Here is a 17,071-nt window from a genome sequence, read left to right as displayed (position 1 = left end):
GTAGTACGGCAGTTAATTTTTTTTGGAGGTGCATTCTCGTGGTAAGTCCGAATGGGACAAGTGAAGCGGACAATGAACTTCTGCAGACGACCTTGTTCAAGCATGTCTCCCACGCTGATGCGGAGGAGCTCATGCCCTACATGAAGCGCGCGGAATTCGAGAAGGGTGATTACATCTTTCACGAAGGTTCCACTGACCAGCGCATGTATCTGCTGGAAAGCGGAAAAGTGAAGCTCACGCGCGAGGCAAGCGACAACCGTGTGCAGCTTTTGAGCATCCACACCCGCGGCGAGATCCTGGGCGAGATTCCGGTGTTCGACCCGGCAGGCGGGCCGCGCACGGCTTCGGCCATCGCGATGAACAACGGCACGCAGGTCGGCTGGCTCGAGCACGACACCCTGTTCTCATGGCTCAACAAGCACCCGCGCGTGGCCGTGGACATGCTGCAGGTGATGGCCAACCGCATGCGCGCCAACAACGAGCAGATTTCCGACTTGGTCTTCATGGACGTCCCCGCCCGCTTGGCCAAGACGCTGCTTGATCTGGCCTCGCGTTTCGGCGAGCCCGTCGAATCCGGCGTGAAGGTGCCGCACGACCTGACGCAGGAGGAGATGGCCCAGCTCGTGGGTTCCTCGCGTGAGACGGTCAACAAGGCGCTGATGGACTTCGCCAACCGCGGGTGGATCGCCCGTGAAGGCCGTTCCATCATCATCTATCAGCCTGGTGCGTTGATTCGTCGTTCCCGTCACTGAATCGCTGATCGCTGCCTCGTGATTGTAAACTTGGTTCGCGGCTCGTCGCCTTTGAGGCTTCGGGCCGCGAACTCGTATCAAGGCATGTATAGGGAATTCTCGGCTCGCTTCCCGCAAGTTTTCAGACTCTCCGGGCCGGTCTATGAATTGGGCGACAAGGCTACGCATTCGGCCGTTTCGGTAGAGGCGATATCCTAGAATGACACCATGCCTCAAATGAAGAACAACCTCACGGTACGGCGCGTGATCGCTTTGCTACTGACCTATGTCACCCTTTGCATCGCCGGTGGTGTGGTCGGCGGCATATTCTTCATTCCCGGAGTGCTCGGGCTCAATTCGGCGGCCCGTACCATCGCGCCGACGCTGAAAACCGAAGACATCGATTTCGACGTCACCAGCCTGCCGCAGAAGTCCACCATCTATGCCTCCGACGGCAAAACCGTCATCGCCTCCTTCTATGCGCAGAACCGCACCGTGGTCCCGCTGCGCCAGGTCTCCCAGCCCATGCAGCAGGCCGTGGTCGCCCGTGAGGACCGCCGCTTCTTCGAACACGCCGGCGTGGACATGCAGGGCGTGCTGCGAGCCTTCGTCCAGACATTCATCAAGCGCGGCGACACCCAGGGCGGTTCGTCGCTCACGCAGCAGTATGTCAAGAACGTATTGATTATCGAGGCGAAGGAAAAGAACGATCCCATCGCCGAATACCATGCCTCCGAAGACACCATCGCACGCAAGATTCGCGAGATGCTGATCGCCGTGCAGATGGAAAAGCAATACAGCAAGGCCGAGATCCTGCAGGGCTATCTCAACATCGCGCAGTTCGGGCAGCACAACCTTTATGGCGTCGAAACCGCAGCGAAGCGTTATTTCAACGTTTCTGCAGCCGATCTCAACATCGGCCAGTCGGCCACCATCGCCGCCATCACCAAGAACCCGGCGAAGTACGATCCTTCGGTGCCCGCCAACCAGCCTGAAACGCAAAAACAACGCAACATCGTCCTCGACCTGATGCTGCAGCAGCATTTCATCTCGCAGTCCGACCACGACAAGTTCCGCGCCGAGCCCATAGCGAACACCCTGAATCTGCAGGACAATTCCACGCAGGTCGGCTGCCAGGTCGCCGGCGACGCAGGGTTCTTCTGCGATTACGCCACCAAGCAGATTCTCAACTCCAAGGAATTCGGCAAAACCGAGGCCGACCGCACCAAGCTGCTCAATGAAGGTGGATTGAGCATCTACACCACGATGGATGTGCATGCCAACGCCGATGCCATGCAGGCGGCCCGCGACACCATTCCGGTCGACGATCCCAGCGGTTTCGAGGTGACCATCGCGGCCATCAAGCCCGGCACCGGCGAAGTGCTCGGCTTCGGCATCAACCGCATCTACGACCCGACGGATGCCGCCAAAAGCGATCCCACGCACACGGCGGTCAACTATGCGGTCGACGAGAAAGACGGCGGTTCTTCCGGTTGGGGCGTCGGATCGACGTGGAAGCCCATCAACCTCGTGGCGTGGATGCAGGCCGGCAAGTCGATTTCGCAGCCGCTGCGTCTGAGCAGCTATTACCCGGCGGGCTCGTTCGCCTGTGCCAACTATGGTGGCCAGCCCTCAGGCTGGAACGTGCACAACTCCGAGGGCGGAACGGCCAGCGTGGAATCCCCGCTTCAGGGCCTTGTCCGTTCGCACAACACCACGCAGGCCGGCATGACCCAGCAGATCGGGTTGTGCGCCATCGGCGAGGCCGCGAAAGCGGTCGGCTATCACAATGCGTCGGGCGACCCCGATCCGTCCACGCGTAAGAGTCTGGAACGCTTCAACGGTTCGATGACGATCGGTTCGGTGGCGGCCTCGCCGCTGACGATGGCCAACGTCTTTGGCACCTTGGGCGCCAACGGCGTCGAATGCACGCCGATTGCCTTGAAGAAGGTCATCAGCAAGTCCGGCAAGTCCATGAAGGTGCCTTCGGCCAACTGCCACCAGGCCATCGAGCCCGGTATCGCCCAATCCACGGCTTACGCGATGAACCAAGGCGTGGTCCAGCCCGGAGGCGAGGCGACGATGACGCAGCTGGACGGTGGGCGGAAGACCTTCGCCAAAACCGGCACCAACGAAGACACGTATATGACCACCGGCGGCTTCGCGCCCAACCAGGTCGCCTCGTTCGTCTCCGTCAACAACGCCGAGGTACCGGTCTCATTCACCGGCAAGGTCATCAACCACAAGGCCTACGGGCAGTGGTACGGCATGTACATCGCCACCCCGGCGTGGAAAGAGTTCATGAACAAGTACCTTGCGGACATCGGCGCGCCTAACGACGGCAACTACGGCAACCCGGACCCGAAGTATGTGGGTAGCACAAGCGCATCCACCAATACCAAGCAGCAGTCCACCACGGGCAATAACGCCATTCCCGACAGACAGGGCTATCAGCAGCCCCAGGAACAGCAGCAACAACAAGATACCCAACATTGAAACTGGACCGGCCTTGGGCTCTAAGATCGATGGATCGGGGATTGATAGGGAAGAGTCTTCAGGTTTTGCGGCATAGTGCTTAGAGTCGCTACTTGCTGTTTGATGTGGAAGGCTTTATGTCCCAACGGTTTTGAAGATCTCTGCTGGCGGTCCCGATAAATTGAAGGGAGTTGTCTGCTATCTGCTTGGAACAGCCTGATCGCAACGTGGGCAGAAGTCAAGCCGTGATGTCTCAAATTGTTCGGTTTTGGTAAAGTTACCGGATGAAACGCTCAAGTGGGTTTGTTTGATGCTCACATTTGTGCGATAATGTTCATATGATTTCGTCACAACGGCAGCATTTGATCTTAAGCAGGCTTCGTACCCGCGGCGCGGTACGGATCACCGCGCTTTCCAAGGAGCTCGGTGTCTCGGCCATGACGGTGCGTCGCGATATCGCCGACCTCGCCGACAAGGGGTTGCTCAAGCGCGTCCACGGCGGGGCGGTGACCACCAGCACGCTCTTGAGCGAGCCGCTGTTCTCCGTCAAATCTCAGATGGACATCGGGCTCAAGGACTCGATCGCGCAGGAAGCCGTCAAGTACGTCTCGCCCGGGGACGTGATCGCCATCGGCGGCGGCACGACGTCATACATCTTTGCCCAGCATCTGTTGGAAAGCCAACGCGCGAGCAATATCACCATACTGACCAACTCCATACCGGTGGCGGAACTGGTTCAGGCGCTGGAATCGAAGGACGTGGAGGTCATCGTCACCGGCGGCGTGATCACCCGCTCGAACTCGCTGGTCGGCCCGATTTCCGACAAGGTCATCGAATCACTTCGAGTCAACACCGTATTCCTGGGCACGCATTCTGTCTCGGTACCGCGTGGCTTCCTCATGCCGAACTCGCTCGAGGCCGCCACGGACATGGCCATGATGGATATCGCCGACAAGACCATCATCCTCACGGACCACACCAAATGGAGCTGCACCTCGCTTTCGCTTTTCGCGCGCTTCGACCAGGTCGACACGCTGATCACCGACGACGGGCTCGACCCGACTTCGGCCGAGGAGACGCGCAAGCTGGTCAAGCATCTGGTCCTGACCAAAGGCCCGGGGCAGATCGAGGACTGAAGCCGCAATCGGTGGCTCAATGACCAACCTATACAAAGGAACAGCAATGAAGCAAGAGCAATTCAAGTATTACAAACCAGGGGAATATGCATCCGAGCATATCCGCATCACGCCCACCAAGCTGGCGGACGGACGCGATTTCTTCTATCTGGACGACGACCCGGAGTACGTTTCCGGCGCCAAGACCCGCGAGCTCGTCGACCCGCGTCCGCTGGCCGACCGGTTTGCGCCGCATAAGGACGCCGACGGCAACGAAGTGCCGTACGCCGAGCCGATCATGCGCCGCGACCCGCTGACGGGCGATTGGATTCCGATGGCGGCGGCCCGCATGAACCGGCCGATCACCGCCGGTCCGGGGGCCACGGCCAAAGGCAACCCGCTCGCCGCACGCAAGCCCGGCGACCCCTATCAGGACGGCGAGGTGCCCGACACCGATTACGACGTGGTCATCTTCGAAAACCGCTTCCCCTCGATGGTGCAGGTGCCCGGCGTGCCGGACGTCGTCACCGACGTCGACGGCAATCCGCTGTGGCAGCAGAAGCCCGCGTCCGGGCGCTGCGAGGTCATCTGCTTCGACCCCAACGAAAACGGGCTGCCGGCCGACCTGCCGGTTTCGCGCCTGCGCACGGTCGTGGAGGCATGGGCCTTCCGTACTTCCGAGATCTCGCATATGGACGGCATCGAACAGATCTTCCCCTTTGAGAACCACGGCGCCGAAATCGGCGTCTCGCTGGCGCACCCGCACGGCCAGGTCTATTGCTACCCGTTCATCCCGCCGAAGATGGAAACCGAGTTGCAGCACACGCAGGCCTACCACGAGCAGAACGGCGGCAACCTGCTGCGCGATATCATGAACGCCGAGCTCGAGGCCGGCACCCGCGTGGTGATGCGAAATTCCAGTTGGGTCGCCTACGTGCCGGCCGCCGCGCGCTGGCCATTGGAGGTGCACGTCGCCCCGGTGCGCGATGTCTTGACCATCGACGAGCTCAATGATCAGGAACGCTGGGACTTGGCCTCGATGTATTCGACGTTGCTTAAGCGCGGCAACGCCTTCTTCGATACCGGCGACGGCAAGGGCATGGATCTGCCCTACATCTCCGCTTGGCATCAGGCCCCGATCCACGACAAGCGACGCGAGAACTACCGCCTCAACCTGCAGTTCTTCTCCTTCCGCCGCGCCGCCAACAAGATCAAGTATCTGGCCGGCAGTGAATCGGGCATGGCCGCATGGGTTTCGGACACGACGCCGGAACGCATCGCCGCCCGCTTCCACGAGCTCGGCCCGATCGACATCGACTGAGCCGGCGGGCTTCACTGCTGTGTCGTTACTGCGTCATCGTTGCGCCGCTGCTGTCAATATCGTTACCACCAGCATCTCCGTCACATTCATTTCATGGAGGAAATCAAATGAGCACTATCAGAGACGTCCAATATCTTGAGCCGCTTGATGCGAAGGAGGCTGTCGGCGAAGTCGCCGAGCTCTTTGTCGATACGTTTGGCGAGGCCCCCGCCGGCGTGTGGTCGGCTCCGGGGCGCGTGAACCTGATCGGCGAGCATACCGACTACAACGCCGGACTCTGTCTGCCCATCGCCCTGCCGCACCGCACGTTCATCGCCGTGGCGCCAAAGGAAAGCGGCGTGGTGCGCGTCGTCTCCAGCTTCGGCGACCGCAAACCGGCGACTGTCGACCTCGACGGGCTCAAAGCCCGGGACGTCAAGGGTTGGGCCGCCTATCCGATCGGCGTGGCATGGGCGCTGCGCGAGGCGGGATTCGACGCGGTGAAAGGCTTCGATGCCGCATTCGTCTCGTGTGTGCCGGTCGGCGGCGGGCTGAGCTCGTCGGCTGCGATGACCTGTTCCACCGCGCTCGCACTCGACGACATCTACCAGCTCGGGTTCGGCGGAAGCGATGAAGGGCGCGTCACACTGATCCAAGCCGCGATGAAGGCCGAAAACGACATGGCCGGGGCTTCCACCGGCGGCCTCGACCAGAACGCGTCCATGCGTTGCACCCCCAACCATGCGCTGCTGCTGGATTGCCGCCCTGAGCTTGACGCGCTGCACAGCGTTTCGCAGCAGCCGTTCGATTTGGATTCGTTGGGGCTCGAATTGCTCGTGGTCGACACTCAGGCCAGCCACCAGCTCAACGACGGCCAGTACGAGGCGCGCCGCAGTATGTGCGAAGAAGCTGCGAGGGCGCTGGGCGTTGAAAACCTGCGCGTGGTCGCCGACAGGATTTCTCAAAGCGCCGGTGACGATGCCGATGCCGCCCAGGCCGCGCTGCAGGAAGTGCTCGACAAGCTTCCGGGCGAGACGATGAAAAAGCGCGTGCGCCACGTCGTCACCGAAATCTGGCGTGTCCCGGAATTCGTTGGTGCTTTCGCGGCCGGGAATGTCAAGGAGGCCGGCCGCCTGTTCAACGCCTCGCATGATTCGCTGGCCAAGGATTATGAGGTCACCGTCCCCGAGCTGGATGTCGCTGTCGACGTCGCGCGCAGGCACGGCGCTTACGGTGCCCGCATGACCGGCGGCGGCTTCGGCGGATCCATCATCGCGTTGGTCGACAAGGGCCAGGGCCGTGCGGTGGCGCAGGCCGTCGCCGACGAGTTCGCGCACCGCGGCTTCCACGCGCCGCGTGCCTTGGCGGCTGTGGCTTCCGATTCGGCGCACAAGGAGATGTAGATTTCGCCGTGCCTGTTTGGTGGCATCCGCTGCCCGCGTTCGTAATACGTTTGTGAGAGGGCTTGTGGAAGTTTTGTGTCGCCATGTGAACGCTCAGTGATATATCGGTTTCCCGCCGTGATTTTCGATGTAAGGGAAATGCGTAGGGATGTGATGAAAACGGGCAGTGCGTATGGGGTTTGTATGGCTGTGTGAAGATGCGGCCACAGGCCATGTACTCGCCCTGCCTCGTGCTATAGCCTTCCAGTGGTTTTGATTTTGCTGGGAGGCTTTTCATGTCGTCGTCTCGACTTTCCGCAGCCCGTCCGTGGCTGGTGTTCGTAGGTTGCTGTGTGCTCTCACTGGTCGGATTCGGCATGGTCATCAACACGCCCGGCCTCTATTATGCCGTGCTGAGCCATGACCTCGGGGTCACGCGCGCACAGGTCGCGTTGGCGACCACCATCATGAACGGCGTGGGGGCGCTGACGATGCTCGTCGCCGGACGTGTGATGCGGCGCGTCGATTCCCGGCTGCTGATCAGCGGCTGTGTGGTGGTCTGCTCGGTGGTCTTCTTCCTCGGCTCCTATTTCACCTCGCTCTGGCAGTTCTACGTGGCGTTTGTCGTGCTCGGCGTGGCCTACGTCATCCCCGTCTCCCTGGCTCCCAGTGTCCTGCTCTCCAACTGGTTCGAGCAAAAGGTCGGCATGGTCATGGGCATCGCGCTCGGGCTCTCCGGCATCGGCGGCACGATCTTCAACCCTATCGTCTCCTCGTGGATCTCCGATTTCGGCTGGCGGACCTCCTACAAACTCACTGCGCTGGTGCTTGCCGTGTGCATCCTGCCGTTCTCGCTGCTGGTGCTGAAGTTCCTGCCCGACGCCTCGCGCGGCGAATTCGCCTACGGGCATCAAATTGCTTTGTCGTCTGCGTCGAACCCGGCGAAAAACGGGAAGAAACAAGCCGGCAAATCGAACGAACGTTGCGAGGAAGCCGGGATTATTGACGATGCGGAATCTTCGGATGCGTTGGCAGGTATGAGCGCTCACGACGCCTACCGCACCCTCACCTTCGTGCTGCTCGCGGTCATCTCCGTGCTCCTGCAGTTCACTTCCGGTCTGGTCCAGCACGTCTCCGGCTACGAGCAGACGCGCGGGCTGAGCCTGACGCAGGGGGCGCTGGTGGTCTCCGGCATCATGCTGGGCGCGGCGCTCGGCAAGGCGAGCATCGGCATGGCCCTCGACCGCTTCAAGGTCGAGCTGGTGTTGGCTGGCTACTCGCTGGTAGGGCTCGCCGGCTGGCTGCTGATGATGCTGATCGCCTCTCCGACTCCGGCCACGGTCTTCGGCTTCTTGGCAGGACTTGGCCAAGGCGTGGTGCTGGTCGCGGTGCCGTGGCTCGTGCGGCGTTGCTTCGGGCCGCGCGACTACGCCGAGATCTTCAGCGGCGTGCAGGTGGCCGGTACGATGGCGCTCGCGCTGTCGGCCACGGTGCATGGCGCCGTCTTCGACATGGCCGGCACCTACCTGCCCAGTCTCTTGAGTGCGGTGGTGTTCTTCGCCATCGCCGCGCTCGGCATGCCCGCGGCGTACCGGCTTCGTCCGAGTCTCAAAAAATAATCGTATATATTCGTCGCGCGCCGGCATTCGACAGCGAATATTGCGGCATACGGCTATACCGGACGTGTATCAAGGGTCGCTTTGCCGGTCGCATGTTTCGTCGTCCGGCCGGGCTCGCGTTTGCCGGTAGTAGATATAAACCGTTATCTGTTAGTATTCCGGACACTGACGCCTTTGCGGCTCACATTGCATTTATACTTGGGAATTGTAATGGCTTCGGTCGGCCATCGGCGTTTTCAAAATCGGGTAAGGGGTTGGCATGGATAAAGCGGTCATCACGGTGGTCGGGCAGGATACGGTCGGCATCATAGCTCTGGTGTGCACCTATCTTTCGCGGCATAAAGTCAATGTTCTCGACATCTCGCAGACCATCATCGACGGGTTCTTCAACATGATGATGATCGTGGACTACGCCAAGTGTGATGAGGAATTCTCCGAGCTGGTCGACGGCCTCGAAGCCCTTGGCGACGAGATCGGCGTGCGCATCCGCTGCCAGCGCGAGGAAATCTTCACGAGCATGCACCGGGTCTGAGGGGGAGCAAGCGATGCTGAACATTATGGAGGTCGACGAGACCAATCAGATGATCGAGCGTGAGAAGCTCGACGTGCGCACCATCACCATGGGCATCTCGCTGCTGGACTGCGCGGCCTCGGATGTGGAGACGGTCTGCGAGAACATCTACCGCAAGATCACCGACAAAGCGCGGGACCTCGTGAAGGTGGGCAAGGCCATCGAGCGCGACTTCGGCATCCCGATCGTCAACAAACGCATCACCATCACTCCGATTGCCTTGGTGGGAGCGAGTTCCTGCAAGTCCCCGGCCGATTTCGTGCGTATCGCCCATGCGCTCGACCGCGCGGCCAAAAAGGTCGGTGTCGACCTGATCGGCGGCTATTCGGCGTTGGTCTCCAAGTCGATGACGCCGGCCGAACGCATGCTCATCGAATCGATCCCGCAGGCACTGTCGCAAACCGATATCGTCTGTTCGTCGGTCAACGTCGGCTCGACCAAAACCGGCATCGATATGGATGCCGTCGAACTGCTTGGCCACGTCATCAAGGACACGGCCTACGCCACGCGTGACAATGACAGCTACGGCTGCGTGAAATTCGTGGCCTTCTGCAACGCGCCCGACGACAACCCGTTCATGGCCGGCGGTTTCCATGGCGTCACCGAGGGCGATGTGGTTGTCAACGTCGGCGTCTCCGGGCCGGGCGTGGTGTCAAACGCACTGGATGCCGCACGCGGCAAGGATTTTGAGTTTTTGTGCGAGACCATCAAACGCACCGCCTTCAAGATCACCCGTGTAGGCCAGTTGGTCGCTCAGGAGGCCTCGAAGCGGCTCGGCGTGCCTTTCGGCATCATCGATCTGTCGCTGGCACCCACTGCGGCCGTCGGCGATTCGGTGGGGGAGGTGCTCGAGAAGATCGGGCTGAAGCAGGTGGGTGCCCCCGGCACCACGGCGGCGCTCGCGATGCTCAACGACCAGGTCAAGAAGGGCGGCATCATGGCCTCCTCGTACGTCGGCGGGCTTTCCGGCGCATTTATCCCCGTTTCGGAAGACAAGAACATGATCGACGCGGCCGCCTCCGGATGCCTGAAGATCGAAAAGCTCGAGGCGATGACCTGCGTCTGCTCGGTCGGTCTCGACATGATTGCGATTCCGGGGGAGACGACTGCTTCCACGATTTCCGGCATGATCGCCGACGAAGCCGCCATTGGCATGGTCAATCAGAAGACCACCGCCGTGCGCGTGATCCCGGTTTATGGCAAGGGCGTGGGCGAGGTCGCCAATTTCGGCGGCCTGATGGGCTACGCCCCGATTATCCCGGTCAACCAGACCTCGTGCGAGTCGTTCGTCACCCGCGGCGGCCGTATTCCCGCTCCGATTCACAGTTTCAAGAACTAGAGACTCACATTTTCTTGTGGACCTCTGAAAAACGTGAGTCTGCCATACATTACGAATACTTTGAAAACGTTGGAAATCCGACGTTTCCAGCTATCGTCATATGTTCGAAGTTGTTCGTTTGACTCACATTTTTTCAGCGTCGAAAAAATCCGAGCCGTCCTTCACTCGCCGCCCTTGAATCCAAGCTGACGCCAAGCCTCGTAAATGGCGATGGACGCGCAATTGGTAAGGTTGAGGGAGCGCAGCGAAGGCCGCATCGGCAGACGCACCTGCTCGGCGACGTGAGGGCCTTCCATGATGTCCATCGGGTCGGGGATGTTGCCCGGCTCCGGGCCGAAGAGCAGAATGTCGGTCGGCTTGTACTCGATATCGGTGTAGAGCTTGGTGGCGTGCGCGGTGAAGGCGATGATGCGCGAGTTGGGCATGGAGCGCACCAGGTCCTCGAAGTCGGGGTGCAGCACGACGTGGGCCATGTCGTGGTAATCCAGCCCGGCGCGACGCAGCTTCGTATCTTTGAGATTGAAGCCGAGCGGCTCGATCAGGTGCAGGATGGTGCCGGTCACGGCGCACAGGCGGATCGCGGAGCCGGTGTTGCCGGGGATGCGCGGGGAGTAGTAGCACAGGTGCGGCGTCACTGTCTTGGCCTCGCTGGCGTCCTTGGCGCTCATCATCGCGTCGACCACGCTGATCGGGTTGCCGTGCGCGTCGGTCACCAGCTCGTCCGGTCCGTAATTGGACTTGCGGTAGCCGTATTCGTACATGTCGGTGACTTTGTTTTCGGGATTCTCGGATTTTCCGGCGTTTTCGGCCGCTTGCGCTATGTCTGTCATGGTTCAAAACTATCCCCGTGAAGCGACACGGCGTAATCGGTGTGAAGAATATCGTGACGGGATATGCCTGCGGATAGTGTATCGGGCCTGCCCCGGAAGCCGGTACGATGACGGTATCTCGGCTTATACGGCAGACGGCGCGAACTGTATCGGCGTCAGGGCACAATGGTTCGGATGGCTCAGAACGATATTGATACGACGGAATCCGGCAAAACCACGCGAGAAACGAACACCGGTTCATCCGTTACGTCCGAGAATCCGCATGAGGGAATCGAAGGTTTCGGCGCCGGCGAACTCGAGACGATGAAGCAGGAGCTGTTCGCTTGGTGGGACGAAAACGCGCGCGATCTGCCATGGCGATTTGGCCGTACGACGCCTTGGGGCATTCTGATTTCAGAGGTGATGAGCCAGCAGACGCAGATGAGCCGCGTGGTGCGCTACTGGACCGATTGGATGGACGTCTGGCCGGATGCCGCAAGCCTGGCGAAGGCGAGCACCGCCGAGGTCATCACCGCGTGGGGCAGGCTTGGCTACCCTCGTCGGGCCCTGCGGCTTCAGGAATGTGCGAAGGTCGTCGCCGAACAATATCACAACGAGCTTCCGAAAACGTACGATGAGCTGGTCGCGCTCCCCGGCATCGGCGACTACACGGCCAGCGCGGTGATGAGTTTTGCGTTCGGGCGTCGCATCGCCGTGCTCGACACCAACGTTCGCCGCGTGCTCTGGCGCACGTTCAAAGGCGAGGAGTCGTTCGGCGGCGCCACCAAACCCGCGGAACGCGAGCTGGCCAACGCCGTCCTGCCGCAAGACGCCAAGGAGAGCGTGACGTGGAACGAAGCGCTGATCGAACTTGGCGCACTGGTCTGCACTGCCAAGAATCCCAAGATCGATGAGGATCCGTGGGCCGCCCACAGCCGTTTCTACGCCGCCGGCTGCCCGCACATGGGCGAGAAGCGCACCCGCCCGCGCCAGAGCTTCAAGGGCACCAACCGACAGGTGCGGGGTATCGTCCTGAACGCCTTGCGTGCGCTTTCGAGTGCGGGATCCGGCGATAAAGCCGTGTCGCTTTCGCGCGACGATGTCGAAAAACTCTGGGGCGACCACATTCAGCTGGACCAATGCATCGCCAGCCTCGACGAAGACGGTTTAATAGAAATCGGCCCAAACGGTTCGCTGCATTTGCCGCGCTGAGACGTCGATGGTCGGCATCGTTGGCCATCGGCCTTTCACTGCGTTGTGTTGGCTGGTGCAACGGATCTGTAAGGCGGTGAAGCCGTCATGTGTTTCTTCTCGTCGGAAAGTATCGGTAGGCGCCTGAATTCAGCAAGGTCGTTTACACTTGAAGGCATGACCACTCAGCAACCGCAGAAGCGCCGGGGAAAGCGCAAGACAACCAAGGAGATGCAGCGCGTCTATCTTCGCCGCCGCATCGTCGTGGGAGCGGTTGCGCTGGTGCTTCTGGCGTTGATCGGGTTCGGTATCTACAAACTCGCGACCAGCGTCTTCGCGACCTATCATGATCACGGTGGGGCGGCGGCTTCGAACTCGTCCGTCTCCGGTAATCGCAAGAAGGCCACATCTTCCAAGAAATCCGATAATAGCGATCAAGATAAGGCCAACCAAAGCAGTGTCAAGAAATGCGGCGCCAAGGACGTGAAGCTTGAACTGACCCCGGTCTCGCAAAGTGTAGGTGTCGGCGGAACGCTTGATTTCAAGGCGACCATCCGCTATGAAGGCGGCGATTCCTGTCTGGTCGATGCCTCGAACGATTCACGCATCCTTACGATTTCCAACGTTTCCGGCGCGGGCTCGTCTTCCGACGCCGGTGCGGGTTCAGGCAACGGCAAGACGAAGGGCGGACAAGGCAATGACGTCATCTGGAGTTCGGCCGTTTGTCCTGCGGACCCTCGCAATCTCTTGATGGCCAAGGGCGACAAGGACGTACAGAAAATCACCTGGCCGGCCGACAGCACCGGATCCACCTGCGTTCCCGACGAGCAGCTTCCGCGCGTGGAGCGCGGCACCTACCTGGCCCAGCTCAATCTCAAAGGCCATCCGGGCGTGAAAAGCGAGAAAGTTCCGATTACCGTCGAATAGACGGTTGAGTAAGCGGAGTCGGACAATCGGAAATCTGTCGCTTCTGGAATCCAGAGTCCTCAATGCTTGTCTAGGCCGTGTCTTCGGGAATTCTTAATAACCGCGCAAGCCGTGTCTTCAGGAATCCTCAATAACCGCGCGAGCCATGTCTTCGTGGACCGCGAATGGCTACGCAGACTGTGTCTTCGGCAATCTCGAAAAAGCCCGGGCTCTCAAATGATTCCTATACGATGGAGTCCCTGAAGTACTTGTTCATCCTATTGATGAGCAGCCGCACTTTGGCGCCCTTGAGCCGCGTGTAGTTTCCCCTGGAGTCCTCAAGCTGGGCGACGCCGGAATGGGGGCCGAGCGGCAGAATCGTGCCGTATGGCTTGAAGACGAACCTGAATGTGCGTCCGCCTTGCATCAGCGAAAGCACGTTGGCGGCGGCGCAGTCGGCTTGCTGGATGGCGAGCTGGGCGCTGGCCGGGTAGACGCGGCCGTTCTGCGGGTTCGGCACGGCGGAAACATCGCCGATCACGAACTCGCGTGGCCAGCCGCCGTCGGCCTCCACCACCGATAGGTCGTCGCGCACGATGACGCGGCTGAATTTCTGGGCATAGCCGGAAACCGGGACGACCTGGCTGCCTCGGATTCCCGTCGCCCAGACGATGGTGTTGGCATGGAACGTCTGATTGCCGACGAAGACGGCTCCCGGCTCCACACGCGTGACGCGCGAATTGGCATGAAAGACAACGCCTCTGCTGCCCAGATACTCCATGATCCATTCGGTGAGTTTCGGGTCGAAACGGTAAAGGGGTTTGGGATTGGAGGCGAAGCAGTGGACCTCCATGCGTTCGGCCGGTACGCCGAATTGCTTCGCAAGGCCGGGAAGCTGGTAGAGCAGCGCGGCCATGAACGCGACGGACGAGAACCCGTCTCCGCACACCGCGATGCGCAGGTCGTACGGGTTTTGGGTGAGGTGGTAATCCGTGAGCACCCGCTCGATATGGCTTCGCGCGCTCATCGCGTCGTTGAGGGTGATCAGAGGCAGCACGTTGCCGGTGGCTCCCGGAACGTCGGGCGTGGAGGACGCCCCGCCCAGTGCGTTGATCAGGTAGTCGTAGAAGACCAGTCCGTTGCGGCGCAGCTCAACGGCTCGGATGTCGTGGTCGATCCTCGTCACCTCGTCGATGACGACGGTGACTCCGGGATTGACCGTTTCACGAAGATTGAAGCTGATTTCGGACGGGTCGGTTCTGCCGACGGCCACTTCATGAAGCCGTGCGGTGTCGTAATGGTAAGCGTCCCTGTTAACCAGCATTATTTCCGCGTTGGGATTCTGGGCGACGAGCTGCTTTACTGCGTGTAGGCCCGCGTAACCTGCGCCAAGTACCATGATTCTTCTCATGAGCTCTTCCGATGCAATCTAGGATTCTCAGTAACAACCGCTTAATGTCATATGTAATCTTACTATGATACGCGAAGTTTCCAAGACGGCAGCGCGGCCCTGAGGGTTCTTGCCTTTTGATTGTTCGGTTATCCGTCGCTTCGTGGGCGTGCTGGTTGTCTCATTGATTGTGATCGGTGAGCCAACAAAACGTTAACTCTACACTCATTTTTTATACGCCACTTTACGATTTGACACATCGTCAATCCTGGTATTACACTATGAAGATAGAGATTGACAATGTGTCAACGGCATCTATGGGGATGCCGGCGAATGCGGTTTGGCGCCGGCCATGCAAGACAAGGGTTTCAACGATGAGTACCGTTTCAATGGAGAGCAAGCAGGCGGGTACGCTCTTGCACTCCGGCATCGAACAGGCGAAAAACAAACGCGATCAAATCGTTCGCGCCGCCCAGGAAATGAGTTTGAAAAAGGGCTTTACCCACATCACCATCAAGGACATCGCCAACAAGGTCGGGATGACCCGCTCGCTGTTCTACCATTATTTCAAAAACAAGGATGCCGTGGCCGAAGCGGTTCTCGACGAAGCCGTCGACCGGATCATCGCCCGGATCGACACTTGGAACGAGACCAGGCAAGCGGGCAACGTCGATAAAGCGATGAACGACATCGTCCGCCTGATGCGCGATATCCTGAACGACGAGGGACCCTTCAGCCAGCACCTGGTCGCGTCGGGGAACGGCGAGCTCTACATACGTTTCGTCGACCAGGTCTCGCAGCGCGTAGCGGACTATATCGAACACACCGCGGCACAGGATTTCGCGCGGCTGCATGGCGGGCTTCCCGTGCGTCATTTGCACGAGACCTTGGCCATGTTGATTTCCGGTCTGATCGCCATCCTGCGCGAGCATCCTGATACGCCGGACGAAACCATCATCGAAATCCTGGCGCAGACGCTCCATCTGGAGTCTTATCTCAACCCTCGCAGCCTGGACTCCGGCGCTCTCGGGTCTGTGTCTGCGCCGCAGCAATGTAAGCAACTCAAAGCACAACAAAAAAGGAAAGGAAGTCAGTAAATACCATGTTATTCCAAGTCTATGGGGGCAATGCCCTGTATCAATGGCTGGGATGGGCGCTGGTTTTCGTGGCCCTCATCATCGCCAATGAAATCTCCCGACGCAGCAAAATCGGCGGTCTGTTGTGCTTCGTGGGTATCCCCGCCGCGCTGACCGTCTATTTCGTCGCCATCTACGTGGGCGCGGCCATGGGTGCCAGCTGGGCCCTGAACAACCCCACCTACACAGAGATGAACGGCTGGTTCCACTATGCCAAGCTCTACGCGGCCACGGCCGGCTGCATCGGCTTCATGGTTTTGAAGTATGGCTGGGGCAAGCTGGGCAAGGTCCACTGGTTCAAGTGCTTCCCGTTCGTCATCGTCGCCATCAACATTTTGATCGCCGTCGTCTCCGATTTCGAGTCGGCGTTCCGCGGCTGGGGGACCACCTTCGTCTCCAGCGAAGGCGTGACGCTTATGGGCGGCTGGTTCAACGTCTTCAACGGCGTGGCAGGCCTCATCAACATCTTCTGCATGACCGGCTGGTTCGGCATCTACGCCTCCAAGGGCAAGCAGGACATGCTCTGGCCCGATATGACCTGGGTTTTCATCCTGGCCTACGATCTGTGGAACTTCTGCTACACCTATAACTGCCTGCCTACCCACGCCTGGTACTGCGGCCTGGCGCTGCTGCTCGCCCCGACCTTCGCCAACTTCCTGTGGAACAAGGGCGGCTGGATCCAGAACAGGGCGGCGACCCTGGCCATGTGGTGCATGTTCGCCCAGGTCTTCCCGCTCTTCCTCGACTCCAGGCACTCCCGTTTCGCGGTGAATTCGGTCAACAACTACAACGTCAACCTGGCCGTTTCCGTCGTCGCTCTGGCGGTCAACATCGGCGCGCTCGCTTACATTCTGTACAGGGCGAAGAAGCTGGGTGTCAATCCTTGGATGAAGGAAGTCTTCAAGGGCACGCGCGACTACGACCAGGCCATGGCCCGCGCCGAGTAACTCTGCTCGAACTCAACCGCACCCCGATTATTGAACAATGGGAATTCTGTTCTGATGATCGGGGTGTTTCGATGGTGAAATAGTTGCTATTTCGTCTTCCTTTCGTGTATAATGGATATTTTGCATAAGGTGTGTCATATTGCGGGCATGCTCTAACGAC

At 60.0% G+C, this 17,071-nt stretch carries 14 protein-coding genes; 12 read left to right on the top strand and 2 right to left on the bottom strand.

Annotated elements, in window-relative coordinates; translation table 11 throughout:
* The first annotated feature begins 32 nt into the window (after positions 1-32).
* The 8 genes from OZX71_RS07250 (at position 33) to OZX71_RS07215 (ending at position 10,532) form a co-directional block, all read left to right on the top strand.
* The gene (locus OZX71_RS07250; protein WP_277147538.1) at positions 33-752 is read left to right on the top strand and encodes a Crp/Fnr family transcriptional regulator; all 720 of its coding nucleotides are present in this window, start codon (positions 33-35) and stop codon (positions 750-752) included.
* Positions 753-959: 207 nt separating this feature from the next.
* Positions 960-3,227 carry a transglycosylase domain-containing protein gene (locus tag OZX71_RS07245; protein WP_277159832.1) on the top strand — a complete coding sequence of 756 codons (2,268 nt, stop codon included), beginning with the start codon at positions 960-962 and terminating at the stop codon, positions 3,225-3,227.
* Positions 3,228-3,544: 317 nt separating this feature from the next.
* The gene (locus OZX71_RS07240; protein WP_277146221.1) at positions 3,545-4,342 is read left to right on the top strand and encodes a DeoR/GlpR family DNA-binding transcription regulator; all 798 of its coding nucleotides are present in this window, start codon (positions 3,545-3,547) and stop codon (positions 4,340-4,342) included.
* Positions 4,343-4,388: 46 nt separating this feature from the next.
* Positions 4,389-5,642 (top strand): galactose-1-phosphate uridylyltransferase, encoded by a 1,254-nt coding sequence (gene galT, locus OZX71_RS07235; RefSeq protein WP_277159831.1) that lies wholly within the window; start codon positions 4,389-4,391, stop codon positions 5,640-5,642.
* Between the two features lie 116 nt (positions 5,643-5,758).
* Complete coding sequence (gene galK, locus OZX71_RS07230; protein ID WP_277160687.1) at positions 5,759-7,024, top strand: galactokinase; 1,266 nt, start codon at positions 5,759-5,761, stop codon at positions 7,022-7,024.
* Between the two features lie 275 nt (positions 7,025-7,299).
* Complete coding sequence (locus OZX71_RS07225) at positions 7,300-8,622, top strand: MFS transporter (protein ID WP_277159830.1); 1,323 nt, start codon at positions 7,300-7,302, stop codon at positions 8,620-8,622.
* 259 nt (positions 8,623-8,881) lie between these two features.
* Positions 8,882-9,154 (top strand): ACT domain-containing protein, encoded by a 273-nt coding sequence (locus OZX71_RS07220; RefSeq protein ID WP_277159829.1) that lies wholly within the window; start codon positions 8,882-8,884, stop codon positions 9,152-9,154.
* A gap of 13 nt (positions 9,155-9,167) precedes the next feature.
* Positions 9,168-10,532, top strand: a complete 1,365-nt coding sequence (locus OZX71_RS07215; RefSeq protein ID WP_277159828.1) for a PFL family protein — start codon at positions 9,168-9,170, stop codon at positions 10,530-10,532.
* 161 nt (positions 10,533-10,693) lie between these two features.
* On the opposite strand, the gene OZX71_RS07210 is transcribed toward OZX71_RS07215, so the two are convergent.
* Positions 10,694-11,362 (bottom strand): tRNA (cytidine(34)-2'-O)-methyltransferase, encoded by a 669-nt coding sequence (locus tag OZX71_RS07210; RefSeq protein ID WP_277159827.1) that lies wholly within the window; start codon positions 11,360-11,362, stop codon positions 10,694-10,696.
* 303 nt (positions 11,363-11,665) lie between these two features.
* Between OZX71_RS07210 and OZX71_RS07205 the strand changes: the two genes are divergently transcribed.
* Positions 11,666-12,553: an A/G-specific adenine glycosylase gene (locus OZX71_RS07205; protein ID WP_277160686.1), complete on the top strand. Its 888-nt coding sequence runs from the start codon at positions 11,666-11,668 to the stop codon at positions 12,551-12,553.
* Between the two features lie 156 nt (positions 12,554-12,709).
* Positions 12,710-13,459 (top strand): hypothetical protein, encoded by a 750-nt coding sequence (locus OZX71_RS07200; RefSeq protein ID WP_277159826.1) that lies wholly within the window; start codon positions 12,710-12,712, stop codon positions 13,457-13,459.
* Between the two features lie 223 nt (positions 13,460-13,682).
* Here the strand turns inward: OZX71_RS07200 and OZX71_RS07195 are convergent, their stop codons facing one another.
* Positions 13,683-14,849, bottom strand: a complete 1,167-nt coding sequence (locus OZX71_RS07195) for an FAD-dependent oxidoreductase (protein ID WP_277159825.1) — start codon at positions 14,847-14,849, stop codon at positions 13,683-13,685.
* A gap of 368 nt (positions 14,850-15,217) precedes the next feature.
* Here OZX71_RS07195 and OZX71_RS07190 point away from each other — a divergent pair, with 368 nt between their 5' ends.
* A complete protein-coding gene (locus OZX71_RS07190; RefSeq protein ID WP_348519538.1) occupies positions 15,218-15,925 on the top strand; it encodes a TetR/AcrR family transcriptional regulator in 708 nt (235 codons plus the stop codon).
* Between the two features lie 5 nt (positions 15,926-15,930).
* Complete coding sequence (locus tag OZX71_RS07185) at positions 15,931-16,911, top strand: DUF5692 family protein (protein WP_277159823.1); 981 nt, start codon at positions 15,931-15,933, stop codon at positions 16,909-16,911.
* Positions 16,912-17,071 lie beyond the last annotated feature (160 nt).

The organism is Bifidobacterium sp. ESL0764, assembly GCF_029395515.1.
In the GTDB taxonomy this organism is placed as follows: Bacteria; Actinomycetota; Actinomycetes; order Actinomycetales; family Bifidobacteriaceae; genus Bifidobacterium.
This window is presented reverse-complemented; position numbering and strand designations above follow the sequence as displayed.

Coding starts and splice junctions, on each gene's coding strand:
- OZX71_RS07245 (WP_277159832.1), top strand. CDS start 960: ATGCCTCAAATGAAGAACAACCTCACGGTACGGCGCGTGATCGCTTTG.
- OZX71_RS07240 (WP_277146221.1), top strand. CDS start 3,545: ATGATTTCGTCACAACGGCAGCATTTGATCTTAAGCAGGCTTCGTACC.
- galT (WP_277159831.1), top strand. CDS start 4,389: ATGAAGCAAGAGCAATTCAAGTATTACAAACCAGGGGAATATGCATCC.
- OZX71_RS07225 (WP_277159830.1), top strand. CDS start 7,300: ATGTCGTCGTCTCGACTTTCCGCAGCCCGTCCGTGGCTGGTGTTCGTA.
- OZX71_RS07220 (WP_277159829.1), top strand. CDS start 8,882: ATGGATAAAGCGGTCATCACGGTGGTCGGGCAGGATACGGTCGGCATC.
- OZX71_RS07215 (WP_277159828.1), top strand. CDS start 9,168: ATGCTGAACATTATGGAGGTCGACGAGACCAATCAGATGATCGAGCGT.
- OZX71_RS07210 (WP_277159827.1), bottom strand. CDS start 11,362: ATGACAGACATAGCGCAAGCGGCCGAAAACGCCGGAAAATCCGAGAAT.
- OZX71_RS07205 (WP_277160686.1), top strand. CDS start 11,666: ATGAAGCAGGAGCTGTTCGCTTGGTGGGACGAAAACGCGCGCGATCTG.
- OZX71_RS07200 (WP_277159826.1), top strand. CDS start 12,710: ATGACCACTCAGCAACCGCAGAAGCGCCGGGGAAAGCGCAAGACAACC.
- OZX71_RS07195 (WP_277159825.1), bottom strand. CDS start 14,849: ATGAGAAGAATCATGGTACTTGGCGCAGGTTACGCGGGCCTACACGCA.
- OZX71_RS07190 (WP_348519538.1), top strand. CDS start 15,218: ATGGAGAGCAAGCAGGCGGGTACGCTCTTGCACTCCGGCATCGAACAG.
- OZX71_RS07185 (WP_277159823.1), top strand. CDS start 15,931: ATGTTATTCCAAGTCTATGGGGGCAATGCCCTGTATCAATGGCTGGGA.